The 14,607-nt window shown below is 69.0% G+C and carries 9 protein-coding genes; 3 read left to right on the top strand and 6 right to left on the bottom strand.

Translation table 11 applies throughout. From position 1 onward, the window contains the following. Positions 1–44: 44 nt before the first annotated feature. The 4 genes from HD841_RS09030 to HD841_RS09015 form a co-directional block, all read right to left on the bottom strand. Positions 45–3,002, bottom strand: a complete 2,958-nt coding sequence (locus tag HD841_RS09030; protein ID WP_179508531.1) for a ligand-binding sensor domain-containing diguanylate cyclase — start codon at positions 3,000–3,002, stop codon at positions 45–47. 136 nt (positions 3,003–3,138) lie between these two features. Continuing rightward, positions 3,139–4,191 (bottom strand): copper resistance protein B, encoded by a 1,053-nt coding sequence (locus HD841_RS09025; RefSeq protein WP_179508530.1) that lies wholly within the window; start codon positions 4,189–4,191, stop codon positions 3,139–3,141. Beyond that, a complete protein-coding gene (locus HD841_RS09020; RefSeq protein ID WP_179508529.1) occupies positions 4,188–6,002 on the bottom strand; it encodes a copper resistance system multicopper oxidase in 1,815 nt (604 codons plus the stop codon). The genes HD841_RS09025 and HD841_RS09020 overlap by 4 nt, the downstream gene beginning before the upstream one ends. A gap of 42 nt (positions 6,003–6,044) precedes the next feature. After that, positions 6,045–8,231: a sugar nucleotide-binding protein gene (locus HD841_RS09015; protein WP_179508528.1), complete on the bottom strand. Its 2,187-nt coding sequence runs from the start codon at positions 8,229–8,231 to the stop codon at positions 6,045–6,047. Positions 8,232–8,504: 273 nt separating this feature from the next. Here HD841_RS09015 and glf point away from each other — a divergent pair, with 273 nt between their 5' ends. Both glf and HD841_RS09005 read left to right on the top strand, forming a co-directional pair. Further along, positions 8,505–10,745 (top strand): UDP-galactopyranose mutase, encoded by a 2,241-nt coding sequence (gene glf / locus HD841_RS09010; RefSeq protein WP_179508527.1) that lies wholly within the window; start codon positions 8,505–8,507, stop codon positions 10,743–10,745. Positions 10,746–10,867: 122 nt separating this feature from the next. Further along, positions 10,868–11,143, top strand: coding sequence for a DUF1488 family protein (locus HD841_RS09005; RefSeq protein WP_179508526.1), 276 nt, complete (start codon positions 10,868–10,870; stop codon positions 11,141–11,143). 61 nt (positions 11,144–11,204) lie between these two features. On the opposite strand, the gene HD841_RS09000 is transcribed toward HD841_RS09005, so the two are convergent. Continuing rightward, positions 11,205–11,735 (bottom strand): MucR family transcriptional regulator, encoded by a 531-nt coding sequence (locus HD841_RS09000; protein WP_179508525.1) that lies wholly within the window; start codon positions 11,733–11,735, stop codon positions 11,205–11,207. A gap of 319 nt (positions 11,736–12,054) precedes the next feature. Between HD841_RS09000 and nhaA the strand changes: the two genes are divergently transcribed. Further along, positions 12,055–13,440: a Na+/H+ antiporter NhaA gene (gene nhaA, locus HD841_RS08995; RefSeq protein ID WP_179508524.1), complete on the top strand. Its 1,386-nt coding sequence runs from the start codon at positions 12,055–12,057 to the stop codon at positions 13,438–13,440. A gap of 3 nt (positions 13,441–13,443) precedes the next feature. Here the strand turns inward: nhaA and HD841_RS08990 are convergent, their stop codons facing one another. Further along, a complete protein-coding gene (locus HD841_RS08990; RefSeq protein WP_179508523.1) occupies positions 13,444–14,460 on the bottom strand; it encodes an LLM class flavin-dependent oxidoreductase in 1,017 nt (338 codons plus the stop codon). Between the last annotated feature and the right edge of the window lie 147 nt (positions 14,461–14,607).

Genomic DNA, 14,607 nt, shown 5'->3' with positions numbered 1-14,607 from the left:
TCATACCTCCGCGCCCACCCCGTTGCGCCGCTCGCCGCGCCTGTCTACGCCTCGGGGTCGCTCGGCGACAGGCGCCAGGTGCCGCGGCCGGCGCGCTTGGCGTCGTAGAGCGCGAGGTCGGCCAGCTTGTACACCGCTTCGGTCGACAGCCCCTCCGCGCGCGCGACGACCGCGCCGATGCTGAGTTCGACATGCAGGCGGTGGAGGCCGACGGTCACCGGCGTCGCAAAGGCGGCGTAGAGCCGGCGGCAGGTCTCGTCGATCGCGCCCCTGCCGTCGAGCCCGGCGATGATCACCGCGAACTCGTCGCCGCCGAGGCGGAAGATGCTGTCGTGCTGGCGGATCGTCGCGCTCAGCCGGTCGGCGACCTCGACCAGCAGCGCGTCGCCGACATCGTGGCCGAGCGCATCGTTGACCTGCTTGAACCGGTCGAGATCGATCAGCAGCAGCCCGAACGGCGCATGCCGCGCCTCGCCCAGGTGGCGGCTCAGCATCTCGCCATACAGCCGCCGGTTGCCGAGCCCGGTCAGCGTGTCGGTATAGGCGAGCTTCTCCAGCTCGGACTGGCTGACGAGCAGTTCGGCGGTGCGCCGCTCGACGAGCCGTTCGAGCTGCTTCTCGCGCTGGCGCGCCGCGCGCAGCCGCAGGTTGAGCAGCGCGAGCAGGATCGCGACGATCGTCGCGGCGCCGACGATGCGGAACACGGTGGTTTCGAACCACCGCGTCTGCACGTCGATATCCAGCGTCAGCGGAGTGCCGAGAAGGCGCGTGCCGCCGCGATCGACCGGGCCGAGCGCGCGGACCACCAGCGTCGACCGGCCCGGCGGCAGGTTGGTGTAGCGCGCGATCCGGTGCAGCGCGTCGACCCGCGTCCAGTTCGTCTCGCGCGGGAACAGCCGGTAGACATAGACCTGGTCACGCGCCGCGGCGAAGTCGAGCCGCGCGAACTCGGCGGTCAGGCTGCGCTCGCCCGATCCGATGGTCAGCATCCGGCCGGGCACCGGGATGAACGCCTTGCCGTTGCCGCGCACCGACGTGAAGCGCAGCGGCACGTCCGCCGCCGCGCGCGACGGCGCCGCCGGATCGACCATCGTCAACCCGCCGAAGCCCGCGAACACCAGCCGTCCGTCGGGGAGCGTGCCGCCCGCGCCGGTCCAATAGGCAGTGAAGGGGACGCCGTCGGCGGCATGCAGCGGCGCGACGGCCAGGCTGGCGGCATCGATCCGCGCGATGCCGCTATCGGTGCTCGCCCAGATCGCGCCGTCGCTGCCGAGCAGCAGCTTGTCCACGGTGTCGTGCGGCAATCCCTCGCGCCGGCCGAGATGCGCGATGGCGTGCCAGCCGCCGTTGCGGCGCGCGAAGATGGTGATGCCGCCGCCGATCGTTCCCGCCCACAGCCGGCCTTCGCGATCGGCGAGCAGGGTGCCGACGAAATTCGCCTTCAGCCCGGCCTCGCCGCCGTCGCCCGGGCGGATGCCGACGACGCGGCCGCTGGCCAGGTCGACGCGGTTGAGCCCGCGCGCCGTGCCGACCCACAGCAGCCCGTCGGGGGTGAAGGCGAGCGAGCGGACGCGCAAATCAGTGAGCGATTTCGACCAGGGCAGGCGCTGCGGCACGCCCGGACGGCGCGTGTCGAGCAATGCGACGCCGAGGCCGTTCCCGGCATAAAGCTGCGGCCCGTGCATCAGCACCCGCGACCAGGACTCCGCCGACAGCCGCTGCGCGCGTCGGCCATCGAGCGACAGGCGGAACAGCCCGCTTTCGCCCGCGGTATAGGCGGCATCGGCGGCGAAGGTGAAGGACTGGACGTTGCGAAGCGCGCCCGGCAGCCGCTGCGGCGGTGTCAGCCCGGTCGCCCCGGCAGGGGCGATGCGCGAGGCGGGGATATCGGGCGAGCCGTACCAGAGCGCACCGTCGGGCGCGATGCCGAGCGACCAGACCACGTCGGGCTGCTGGCGCGGGCTGGGGCGCAACGCGCTGACGAGGCCGAGCACGCGGCGCGGCGCCGGATCGACATAGCTCAGCGTCGCATCGCCGACGATCCACACCAGCCCGGAGCGGTCGCGCATCAGGTGGTTGAGGCCGTTCTCCGCCGGGCTGGCGGGCAGCTGCGGGTCATGGGCCAGGCGGCGGATGCGCAGCGTCGCCGGATCGATGATCAGGATGCCGGCGCGCGATGCGGCCCACAGCATGCCGTGCCCCGCATCGATGATCGTGCTGATCGGCGGCGCATGGCCGTCGACGATGATCGGCAGGTGGCGGATGCTGCCGTCGGGTGCGATGACATGGAAGCCCGATCCGCTGGTGGTGATCCACAGCCGGCCATAGCCGTCGGTGATGAGCGCGGTGATCGTCCCGACCACGCCCGGCACCGGCACCGCGGTGAGGCGGCCGGCGGCGTCGCGGCGGAACAGCTGCCCTTCATCGGCGATCCACAGCCGGCCGGCGGCATCGCGGTGGACCGCGCCGACCCGCCCCGGTGGCAGGCCGGTGATCAGCGTCGCACGATGATCCGATCCGCGGACATGGCTCAGCCCGGCCTCGCTGCCGACCCACAGGCCGCCGCCGCCGTCGTCGGTGATCGCGGTGACATGGGCGCGATCGAGCGGGGTGCGGTTGGGCGGGCGATGGAAGGTGTCGGTGAGCGGATCGCGCCACAGCAGCCCCTCGGCGCTCATCCCCAGCCACAGCCGGCCGGCGCGATCCGTGAACAGCGTGTTGACCATCAGTTCGGGCAGCGCGCCGGCACCGTCGCTCGGCTCGGTCGAATAGGTCTTGAAGCCGGTGCCGTCCCAGCGCGCCAGGCCGCCGTCGGTGCCGAGCCAGATGAAGCCGTCGCGGTCCTGCGCCACCGCACGCGGCAGGCCGGCATCGGGGATGCCGTCGTCGCGCGCGGCGACCTTGAAGAACAGGTCCGCGGCCGCTGCCCACGGATCATCGGCAGCGCGCGTCGGTGCGGCGACGGCAGGCGCAGACGAGGGCCGCGCTGCCGAGCCCGTCAACCCGCACGCCGCACCCGCCAGAACCACAGCAAAGGAGCACCACCGCCACCGCATGCCGCTCCATGGCCCCGATCACATTGAGGACTGCTTAAAATACGTTAGTCGCAAGATTTCTTACAGTGATCGGTCGCGCCGATCAGAACCAGCTGCGCACCCCCAGGACGATCGCGCCGCCGCTGTCGTCGTCGCGGCGGCGATGCTGCCACGTCGCGCCGACATAGGGGGCGAACTCACGGCGGATCTCGTAGCGCAGGCGGACGCCGACTTCCGTCTCCGACAGGCCGGCGGCGATGCGGCTCGCCGGCACGTCCTGCGCGGCGAGATTGAGTTCGACGCGCGGTTGCAGGATCAGCCGCTGAGTGATGCGCTGGTCGTAATAGCCCTGGACGCGGGCGAGCACATCGCCCTTGTCGGACACGAACAGCGCACCCTCGAACTGGAACCAATAGGGCGCGAGGCCCTCGACGCCGATCGTCGCATAGGTCCGCCGCGCCCCGGCGCCGAGGTCCTGGCGCAGACCGCCCTGCAGATCGGTATAGGGACCGATCGCGCGCGAATAGAGCGCCTGCACCTCGGCACGGTCGATCCGGTCGCGGCTGCCGTCGCCTTCGGTCTTGACGACGAGCCGGTCGCGGTCGCCGCCATACCAGCCTTCGCCGTCCCAGCGCAGCCCGTCGCGGCCGCTGCGAACCTGCACCTCGGCAAGGTCGAACAGGATCTGCCCGAAGGTCATGCCGCCATGTTCGGCGCGCATCCGCCGGTCCGCCGCCGCCATCGCCATTGGATCGTAGAAACGCGCCGCCGCACGATCGGTCGGCGGGGCGGGTGGCGGCGCATTGCCGGCGGGCTGGTCGGTGCCCGTGGGGCCGGCTACCGGAAGGGCCTCGGCGGACGGGGCGGGCATCGTCATGCCGGGCATGTCGTGCATGTCGTGCATCGCAGCGCCGGGGGCCGCCGGGGTGCAATGCCCCATCGCTTGATGCTTCGGTGCGCAGGCGGGCGCGGCAGACGCAGCAGCAGGTTTCGCCGCGCGCGCCGGCCGCGGCTTCGCCTTCGCTTTGGGCTTTGGCGCCGGCTTGGCACGCGGCGGCATCGCCATGCCGGGCATGTGCATGCCGCCCATGCCATGCATATCGTGCATCTGCGGCGACGCCCCGGCGGCGAGCGCCAGCATCAGCAGCGCGCTCATGCCCCCGCTCCGCTGCCGGTCCCGGTGTCGGGACGGACGCTGACCACCTGCATCATCCCGGCGTGCATATGGTAGAGCATGTGGCAGTGGAACGCCCAGTCGCCCGGCGCGTCGGCGGTAAGGTCGAACGTCGCGGTGCCGCCCGGCGCGACGTTGATCGTATGCTTGCGCGGCGCATGGTCGCCGTGGCCGGTGACCAGTTCGAAGAAATGGCCGTGCAGATGGATGGGATGCGCCATCATCGTGTCGTTGACCAAAGTGACGCGGACGCGCTCGCCCTCGCGGAACGGGATCGGCGCGGTGACCGCGTTGAGCTTCACCCCGTCGAACGCCCACATATAGCGTTCCATATTGCCGGTCAGATGGATGCGCAGCTGCCGTGATGGCGCACGGGTATCCGGATTGGCGGCGAGCGCGACCAGATCGCGATAGACCAGCACGCGATGGCCGGCATCGGCAAGGCCCTGCGGCGGCTCGCCGGTGCGGTCCGTCGGCATCGGCGCGATCGTCTGCACCACCGGGGTCTTCGGCAGTTCGGGCGCGGCGGCGAAGTCGCGCATCCGGTGCTGCATCTCGCCCGGCATCGTGTGCGGCATCGCGTGCTGCATGCCCGCCATCTCGCCGCCCGGCTGGCAATGGCCCATCGCGGCATGTTCGGGCGGGCAGGGGGCAGGAGCCATCTTGTCCTCGCCCATCGCGCCCATCGCGCCCATGCCCATGTCGCGCATCGTCGCGAGCGGCCGCTTGCGCAGCGGCGGCACCGGCGCGGTCAGCCCGACCCGCGGCGTCAGCGTCGCCCGCGCCATGCCCGACCGGTCCCACGCCTCGGCGACCAGGCTATAGGCGCGATCCGCCGGCGCGACGATCAGGTCATAGGTCTCGGCCACCGCGACCTGAAGCTCATCGACCGTCACCGGCCGCACATTCTGTCCGTCCGCCTGCACCACGGTCAGCGCGAGGCCGGGGATGCGCAAATTGAAATTGGTCATGGCGGAGGCGTTGACGACGCGCAGCCGCACCCGCTCGCACGGCGCGAACAGCGCGGTCCAATCGTCCGCCGGGCCATGGCCGTTGACCAGATAGGTATAGGTGGCGCCGGTCACGTCGGAGACGTCGGTCGGGTCCATCCGCATCCCGCCCCAGGCGAGCCGATCCTTCGCCGCCTGGTCGCGCCCGGCGAGCAGCCCGGCAAGGGTCTGCTTCTGATAATTGAAATAGCCGCCCTGCTGCTTCAGCTTGGTGAAGATCGCATGCGGGTGGAGCGGGCTGTGGTCGGACAGGACGATGACATGCTCGCGATCCGCCGCGACCGGATCGGGACCGGCGGGATCGATGACGATCGGGCCGTAATGCCCCATCTGCTCCTGCAACCCGGAATGGCTGTGGTACCAGTAGGTCCCCGCCTGCACGACCGGAAATTCGTAGGTGAAGGTGGTGCCCGGCGTGATGCCGGGAAAGCTGATCCCCGGCACCCCGTCCATCTGGAACGGGACGAGCAGCCCGTGCCAGTGGATCGAGGTCTCCTCGGCAAGCCGGTTGGTGACCGACAGCCGCACCGTCTGCCCCTCGCGCAGCCGCAGCAGCGGGGCGGGCAGCGTGCCGTTGACGCCGATCGCATGCGTGCGCCTGCCATCGATCGTCGCCATCAGGTGATCGACGGTCAGCGCGATATCGGGGCCGGTCAGCGTCGGCAGCGCCGGCGCGAGGCCGGCGGACACCGGCTGCGCCCAGGCCGGCAGCCACGGCACGGTCAGCGCGCCGAGACCCAAACCGGCGTCGCGCAGGAAGCCGCGGCGGGAAGGAGAGCTCATCGCCCAGCATCTGCGCATTCGCCGCCGCGCTGACAAGGCCCCTCAGGCGGCGCGCGACCCCGCGCAGCGCTGGCGCCGATCGCCGGCGAAGCGGGCAAGCGCGGCGTCGAGCGACTGGGGCAGCGCGATCCGCGTGCTCGCCAGCCCCGCCGCGGCCGGCCGCGGCGCGCGCCAGCCCAGCGTTGCCCCCGCCACCGGACGCACCAGCCGCGGGTCGAGGCCACAGGCCACAGCCACCCGCTCGGCAAAGGCGGCCCAGCTCAACGCCTCGCCGCCCGACACGTGGCAGATGCCGTCCATGCCGTCGATCAACAGGTCGAGTGCGGTGTCGACCAGCGCGGGCACGAAGCTGGGCGTGACGATCTGGTCGTCCGCTGCCGGAAAGGTCTGGCCGCGCGCCAGCGTATCGGCGGCGGCAATTGCGAAATTGTGATCGTCCAGCGCGGAGAAGAAGGCCGCGGTGCGGATCACCAGCGAGCCCGGCAAGGCGGCGCAGCCCGCCTCCATCGCCGCCTTGCTGCGCCCGTAGGCGCCGAGCGGCCGCGGCGGGTCGGACTCGACATAGGACCGCCCCGCGTCGCCGTCGAAGACGAGGTCGCTCGACACGCTGAGGCAGCCGATGCCGCGCGCGGCACATGCCTCGGCCAGAGCGATCGCCGCGGTGGCGTTGATCGCGTGGCAGGTCGCTTCCTCACCCTCGGCGTCGTCGACCCGCACCCAGCCGGTGGCATTCACCACCGCCCAGGGCCGGAGTCGGTCGAGCGCCGCACCGATCCGGCCGGTGTCGAGCAGATCGAGTGTCGCGCGCCCGATGAGCTGGTGGCGGATGCCGCGCTGGGTACAGGCGCGGGCAAAGGCTTGGCCGAGCGTCCCGGTCGCGCCGCATATCAGCAGCATCGGCGCCGGGTCGGCATCGGCGGCAGCGCGCGGTCCGGCCGGGCGGGGCAGGGGCGGATAGATCAGCCGTTCGGGCCGCCGCCACCAGCCCTCGTCCGCGGTCACCGGATGACGGGCGTCGCCCCGCGGCAGCCCGCGCCACAGCGCCGCCAGCGCCGTCGGCCGCGGCGTACCGGTCGCGACGTCGAACACGCCGGGTTCATAGGCATCGGGGCCGGTCGGCGGGCGGGTCAACAGGCTGTTCCAGCCATGGCTGCCGAGCAGCGACCAGGCGGTGACCGCCTGCACCGCCACGCCCTCGCCGCGCAGCGTCACCGCGGTATCCCACGCCTCCGCCGCCCAGCGCAGCTGTTCCTCGCGGGTGCAGCCATTGTGGATCTCGGTCATCGCCAGTGGCACGCCGTACCGCTGCCACGCCTCGCGCATCACACCGGCGAGCCCCGCCGGCGCCGGATCGAGCACCCGTACCGACTCGGTATCGGCATAAGCGAGCCGGTCGTTGCCGCCATGCGTCTCGACGGCATAGCGTTGCAGCCGGTGGTCGAGGAAGCGGTCGCTGGTCAGATAATGGTTCACCCCGATCACGTCGGGCGGGCAGGGATCGTCGGCGATCGCACGCAACCGGTCGCCCAGACCGTAGCGCGCGATCCGTGCCCAGAGCGGGTGATGCGGCACGATCCGGCCGAACAGCAGGTCCCACCCGGCCCAGCGGCGCAAATTGTCGAACGCCGCCTGCTCGCCGAGCCGCGTCGTCGCATAGGTGCGGCCGAGATCGTCGGTCTGGATCAGCTGTGCCGCGGGATTGACCCGGCGGATCGCGCGCATCGCCGCCCGCGTGCCGTCCACCTGATTGAGCAGCGCCCGCCAGAACGAACCTTCGTCGGCGGCATGGGGATACCAATGGCCGTAGAGCGCGGCGAAGCGCGCGGTGGTCAGCGGTTCGTTGACCGGCGTCCACGCCTCGACCCAGGGATAGCGTTCGGCGACCTGCCGCGCGTGTTCGCCGAGGCCCGGCGCAAAGCCGTCGTCGAGCAGATGGGTATGACGCGGCCCGCTGCCGTGATGGACCAGCCCGACGATCGGTCGCATGCCGAGCTCGCGCAGGCGCCCCAGCCGTGCGTCGGACCAGCGCCAGTCCGGCGCCGCCGCCGGATCGGGCGACACCCGTTCCCACAGCACGGGATATCGGATCGCCGCGAGGCCGAGGCCGGCAAACAGGTCGAGATCGCCGTCACGGACATGATGGCCGCTCAGCCGCAGCTGGTCGAGATAGCCCGCATCGGTTCGGTTGACGGTGCACTCGACACCGCCCCAAAGCTCCAGATCATGCATGTGCGTCTCCCGTCGCGCCCAACGGCTGCGCCCGGACAACGTTCCTAAAATCGTGTTGATTTACATTGTGAATCAGGGATTTACAGGAACCTTCAAGTCCCGCGTCATGTTTCCCGATGGTGAATAACCACAGTTAAGGGGATCAACGTGGCCGTATTGGTTTCGTCCGCCGACATCGTTTCCACTATAAATGCACGGGCGGGCGAGCGACCGACGCTGATCTGTTTTAGTCATTTGCGCTGGGCCTTTGTCTTCCAGCGTCCCCAGCATCTCATGACGCGCTTCGCGCAGACGCACCGCGTCCTGTTCTGGGAAGAGCCGGAATATGCGGCGGGGCTCGGTGCCTCGCAGGTCCGTGACCATGTCTGCCCCGACAGTGGCGTCACCGTGCTGACGCCGCTGCTCGACGAGACGCTGCGCGGCCGCGACGAGCCGGAGCTTGCCCGTCTGCTCGACGCGGCGCTTGCCGGCACCACCGGCCGCGTCCTGCGCTGGTATTATACGCCGATGATGCTGCCCTTCTCCGACCATGTCGCGGCGGATTGCATCGTCTACGATTGCATGGACGAATTGTCGGCCTTCAAGGGCGCACCGCCGGAACTGCTCGAGCGCGAACAGCGGCTGATCGAGCGCGCCGACATCGTCTTTACTGGCGGCACCAGCCTGTACGAGGCGAAGCGCGGCCGCCATTCCAACGTCCATGCCTTTCCGTCGAGCATCGACGCGGCGCATTTCTCCCGCGCGCGCGGCCCGGTCGCCGCGCCCGCCGATCAGGCCGGCATCGCCACGCCGCGGCTCGGCTTCTCCGGGGTGGTGGACGAGCGGATGGACCTCGACCTGCTCGCCGCAGTGGCGGATGCTCGCCCCGAATGGTCGCTGGTCGTCGTCGGTCCGGTGGTCAAGATCGATGCGAACGATCTGCCGCGCCGCGCCAACATCCATTATCTCGGCGGCAAATCCTATGCCGAGTTGCCGGATTATATGGCCGGCTGGGATGTCGCGCTGATGCCGTTCGCGATCAACGAGGCGACGCGCTTCATCAGCCCGACGAAGACGCCCGAATATCTTGCCGCCGGCTGTCCGGTGGTGTCGACGCCGATCGTCGACGTCGTGCGCCATTATGGCGAGCTGGAGGCGGTGGCGATCGCCGACACGCCCGCCGCCTTCGTCGCCGCATGCGACGCCGCGCTGGCGATGCGCGGCGCCGGCTCCGGCTGGCGCGACGCGGCCGACGCGCAGATCGCGCGTGGTTCGTGGACCCGCACCGCCAGCGACATGGCGGCGCTGATCGAGGCCGAGATCGCCGGCCGCAACCGGCATGAGCCGGTGGTGTCGCCGATCGCCTGGCCGGCGGCGCGCGAACGCTATGACGTGATGGTCGTCGGTGCCGGCTTTGCCGGCGCGGTGATGGCCGAGCGGCTGGCCGCGGACGGCAACAAGCGCGTGCTGGTCGTCGATCGTCGCCCGCATATCGCCGGCAACGCCTTCGACCATCTCGATGCGGCGGGGATCCTGATCCATCAATATGGCCCACACATCTTCCACACCAACTCATCCGAGATCGTCGACTATCTCTCGCGCTTCACCGCCTGGCGGCCGTACGAGCATCGCGTGCTCGCCGACGTCGAGGGACAGTTGCTGCCGATGCCGATCAACCGCACGACGCTCAACATGCTCTATGGCCTCGACCTGTCGACCGAGGCGGAGGTCGACGCCTTCCTCGCCAGCCGCGCCGAGCCGGTCGATCCGATCCGCACGTCCGCCGATGTCGTGGTGTCGAAGGTCGGCCGCGAACTCTACGAGACCTTCTTCCAGGGCTATACCCGCAAGCAATGGGGCATGGACCCCTCGGAGCTCGACAAGTCGGTGACGGCGCGCGTGCCGACGCGCAGCGACACCGACGACCGCTATTTCACCGACAAGTTCCAGGCGATGCCGCGCGACGGCTATACCAAGATGTTCGCGGCGATGCTCGATCATCCCAACATCGATCTGCTGCTCGGCGTCGACTATAAGGATGTGCGCGACGCCTATCCGCACGACCATCTCGTCTTCACCGGGCCGGTCGACGAATATTTCGACCACCGATACGGGAAGCTCCCATATCGCTCGCTCCGCTTCGAACATCGCACGATGGACACGCAATGGCACCAGCCGGTCGCCGTCGTGAACTATCCCAATGAGTCCGTGCCTCACACCCGCATCACCGAATACAAGCATCTCACCGGCCAGAGCGCCGAGCGGACCAGCCTGACCTACGAATTCCCGAGCGAGACGGGCGATCCTTATTATCCGATCCCGCGCGACGAGAATCAGGCGCTCTACAAGCGCTATGAGGCGCTTGCGGTGGCGGAGCCCAACGTCAGCTTCGTCGGGCGTCTGGCGACCTACCGCTACTATAATATGGACCAGGTGGTCGGACAGGCGCTGGCGACCTATCGCCGACTCGCGCCGCTGCTGGCAGCGCCGCGGCCGGTGCTGCGTACCGCGATGACCGGGACGACCGCCGCCTGATCATGCCGCCGATGCCGCCGCGCTGTGTAGACACGGCGCGTCGGCACGGAACATCATCGTGCGCCTTGCGCTATCCGATCTGACCCGCCAATCGCTGGATGGTTTTACGAAAGAGGTACCCCGTGGCCGCAGACAAGCTCGATATCGACACCGCTTCCATCCTCGACAACCCCAACGAGCGGCAGGTGGAGTTCTCCGGCGAGGTCGATGCAGAAGAATTGCAGTTCGCCGTGCAATATGACGTGCTTGAGGCGCTGAGCGGCGATGCGCCCGAGGAAGATGATGCGGTCGAGATGTTCAACCGCTTCTCGGACGAGATTGCCGAGGCGGGGCTAGCGGCATTGGCACGCAATCCGGACCAGACGCTGATCGTGATCAGCGAAAACGATCTGGAATAGTTCGAAGATTGGAAGATCAGCAGGCGGCCTCGGTGGAGGCCGCCTGCCGTTCGACGGAGGATTATTCCTCGGTGCCGAGCGTATCCTTGGCCGCCTGCAGCGCGGCCTTGCCGCCCTTGCGCGGTGCCTTGGCGGCGCCACCGTTGCCATTGCCGTTGCCGGCACCCTGATCGACCTTCTGGCCGGCCTTGCGACCGAGGCCGATCGTCTTGGCCATCGCGCTGCGGCTCTCGCTGTAGGACGGCGCGACCATCGGATAATCGGGCTTCAGGCCATAGCGCTGACGATATTCGTCGGGGGTCAGGCCGTGCGTCGTCAGGTGGCGGCGCAGCGTGCGATACGGCTTGCCGTCGATCATCGAGATGATGTGGTCACGCGACGCGAGCGACTTGCGCACCGAGACGGCAGGCGTGAACTCCTGCGCCGCCTGCTCGGGCTCGGCGGCGTCGGGGCTGGCCAGACGGCCGACCGCGGCATGCATCGACTGCAGGAAGGCCGGCACGTCATCGGCATTGGTGCGCGTGTTGGGATTGCTCAGCCACGCAATCGTCAGCTCGGTGGCCAGTTCGACCGTATTGGTTTCCGTCGTCATCGGGGGGTACTCGCTTAGTCGGACAATATGTGCCGGACGCCTGGGGGAAGGCTCGGCTTTAACCTACATGCGGTTTTGCACGCGAAAGTCAAAGAAACATTTTCCGATTAGTGTGCCAGATTGATTTTATCACTTCTGCGGCGGTGCCCGAACCGCGCGGCGTGCGTTGTGCAGCTAGCCGGCGTTGCGAACACCAGTTAACAACTCGAAGCGTCAGTCGATTTGACCCATGGTTCGAGACTTCGTGCCGGTCGGACGGATCGGGAACACGGCAGAGTGTTATCCGTCTCAATCCCAAGGCTTAGTGAACAGGAAATCCATGGCTCTCAACCCACGCCTGTCCGGACGCGTCGCGGCGCGGGCGCACCACTCGCCGGCGGCCGCTATCCTTCAGAAAATCGAGCCGTTTTTTGCGATCGGCCAGGTTTCGGGTGGGCCGCTGCTGATCGCGACGATCCTGGCGCTGATCATCGTCAATTCTCCCATCGGCGCCGATTATGTACGCTTGTGGGACCGGCCGATCCGTTTCAGCTATGGCGCATGGACGTTCGGCCGCCCCGCCGCCGAATGGGTCAATGATGCGCTGATGCCATTGTTCTTCCTGATCATCGGGACGGAAGTGAAGCGCGAGTTCGTCAAGGGGTCGCTGGCCTCGTTGCAGACCGCGATCTTCCCGGTCGCCGGCGCGATCGGCGGGCTGGTGGTGCCCGTCGCACTCTACCTCGCCTTCAACTACGGCACGCCGACGCAGCACGGCTGGGGCGTCGTCGCGGCGATGGACACCGCGTTCAGCCTCGCGATCGTCGCGATGTTCACCACCCGGCTGCCGCCGGCGGTGCGCGCGGTGCTGCTCGCCTTCGCCGCGATCGATGACGTGTTCGGCCTGCTCGTCATCGCGGTCGCGTACACCGCCTCGATCGACTGGTGGTTCCTGGCGGTGGCGGCGGTCGGCTATCTCGGCATCGTCGGGCTGCTGCGGCTGCGTTGGGTCGCCGCCATCCCCTATGTCCTGCTCGGCGTCGTCGTATGGATCGGCGTGTTCGGGTCGGGCGTCCATCCGACGATCGCGGGCGTCGCCGTCGGCCTGCTGCTGCCGACCAGCTCACGCCTGTCCGAGGGGCTGTTCGCCGAACGCGTCCAGGCGCCCGTCGACCGATTCAAGGAAGCGCATGCCGCCGCCGAGGAAACCGACGATCCCGCCATCGAGGAGGAGGAGCGCGACAACGCCCAACGCCGCCTCGGCTATATCCACGAAATGGCCGCCGCGACCGACGAGGCCGCCGAACGCCTCGTCCGGGTGCTGACCCCTTGGGTCTCCTATATCGTCCTGCCGCTGTTCGCGATCTCGAACGTCCGCATCCACTTCTCGGCCGATCTGGTCGGAGAGGCGCTGCGCTCGCCGCTCAGCGCGGGCGTCGTCGTCGGGCTGGTCCTCGGCAAGCCGCTCGGCTTCCTCGGCGCGACGTGGCTCGCGACGCGGCTGGGACGCGCGACGCTGCCCGAGGGCGTGACCTGGCCGATGGTGCTCGGCATCGGGGGCGTCGCCGGCATCGGCTTCACCATCTCGCTGTTCATCGCCGAACTCGCCTTCGCCGATGTCGCGCAGACCGAACAGGCTTCGCTCGGCATCCTCGTCGCGTCGGTCCTGTCTGGCCTGTTCGGCTATGTCATCTTCTGGCGCACCGCTTCGGCCAAAAGCGACTGACCGTCAGCGCCAGCCGAGCGCCGGGGCGACGTGCCGCAGCACCGACTCGATCACATGCGCGTTGTACGCGACGCCGAGCTGGTTCGGCACCGTCAGCAGCAGCGTATCCGCCTCGGCGATCGCCTCGTCCGCGCGGAGCTGCTCGATCAGCGTCTCCGGCTCCGCGGCATAGGAGCGGCCGAACACCGCGCGCATATTGTCGATGACGCCGATCTGGTCGCTGCTGTCGCCGCGGCCGAAATACTGGCGGTCGCGATCGTCCATCATTGCGAAGATCGAGCGCGAGACCGATACGCGCGGGGTGCGGGCATGGCCTGCCTCTGCCCAGGCGGCGCGATAGGCGCGGATCTGCTTGGCCTGCTGGACGTGGAACGGTTCGCCGCTTTCGTCCGCCTTGAGCGTCGAGCTTTGCAGGTTCATGCCCTTGCGCGCCGCCCAGACCGCGGTGGCGTCGTTGCCCGAGCCCCACCAGATGCGCTCGCGCAATCCTTCCGCATGCGGTTCGAGGCGCAGCAGGCCCGGCGGGTTCGCGAACATCGGGCGCGGATTGGGCTTGGCGAAGCCCTTGCCGGCGAGCAGTTCGAAGAACAATTCGCCGTGGCGGCGGCCCATGTCCGCATCGCTCTCGCCCTCTGCCGGCGCATAGCCGAAATGGCGCCAGCCCTCGATCACCTGTTCGGGCGAGCCGCGACTGATCCCGAGTTGCAGCCGCCCGCCACTGATGAGATCAGCCGCGCCGGCATCCTCGACCATGTAGAAGGGGTTTTCGTAGCGCATGTCGATCACGCCGGTGCCGATCTCGATCCGCTTGGTGCGCGCGCCGACCGCGGCGAGCAGCGGGAAGGGCGAGGCGAGTTGCTGCGCGAAGTGATGCACGCGGAAATAGGCGCCGTCCGCACCCAGTTCCTCTGCCGCGACCGCAAGGTCGATCGATTGGAGCAGCACGTCCTGCGCCGAGCGCGTCGCCGATCCGGGGGCGTCCGACCAATGGCCGAAGGAGAGAAAGCCGATGTTCTTCATGCCCGCTAGCTGGCCATGATCGGCGGATGCCGCAAGGCTGCCGGCGGAATGGCAGCGTTTCCGAATCGCGCACGGATGCTCCCTCGGATCGGCCGCGTCGCACATGGCCTCTCTCAAGCGGTTTGTTCACCCGGGTATCGGCCGGAC

Source organism: Sphingomonas melonis (genome assembly GCF_013409985.1).
Classification (GTDB): Bacteria; Pseudomonadota; Alphaproteobacteria; order Sphingomonadales; family Sphingomonadaceae; genus Sphingomonas; species Sphingomonas melonis_A.
This window is presented reverse-complemented; position numbering and strand designations above follow the sequence as displayed.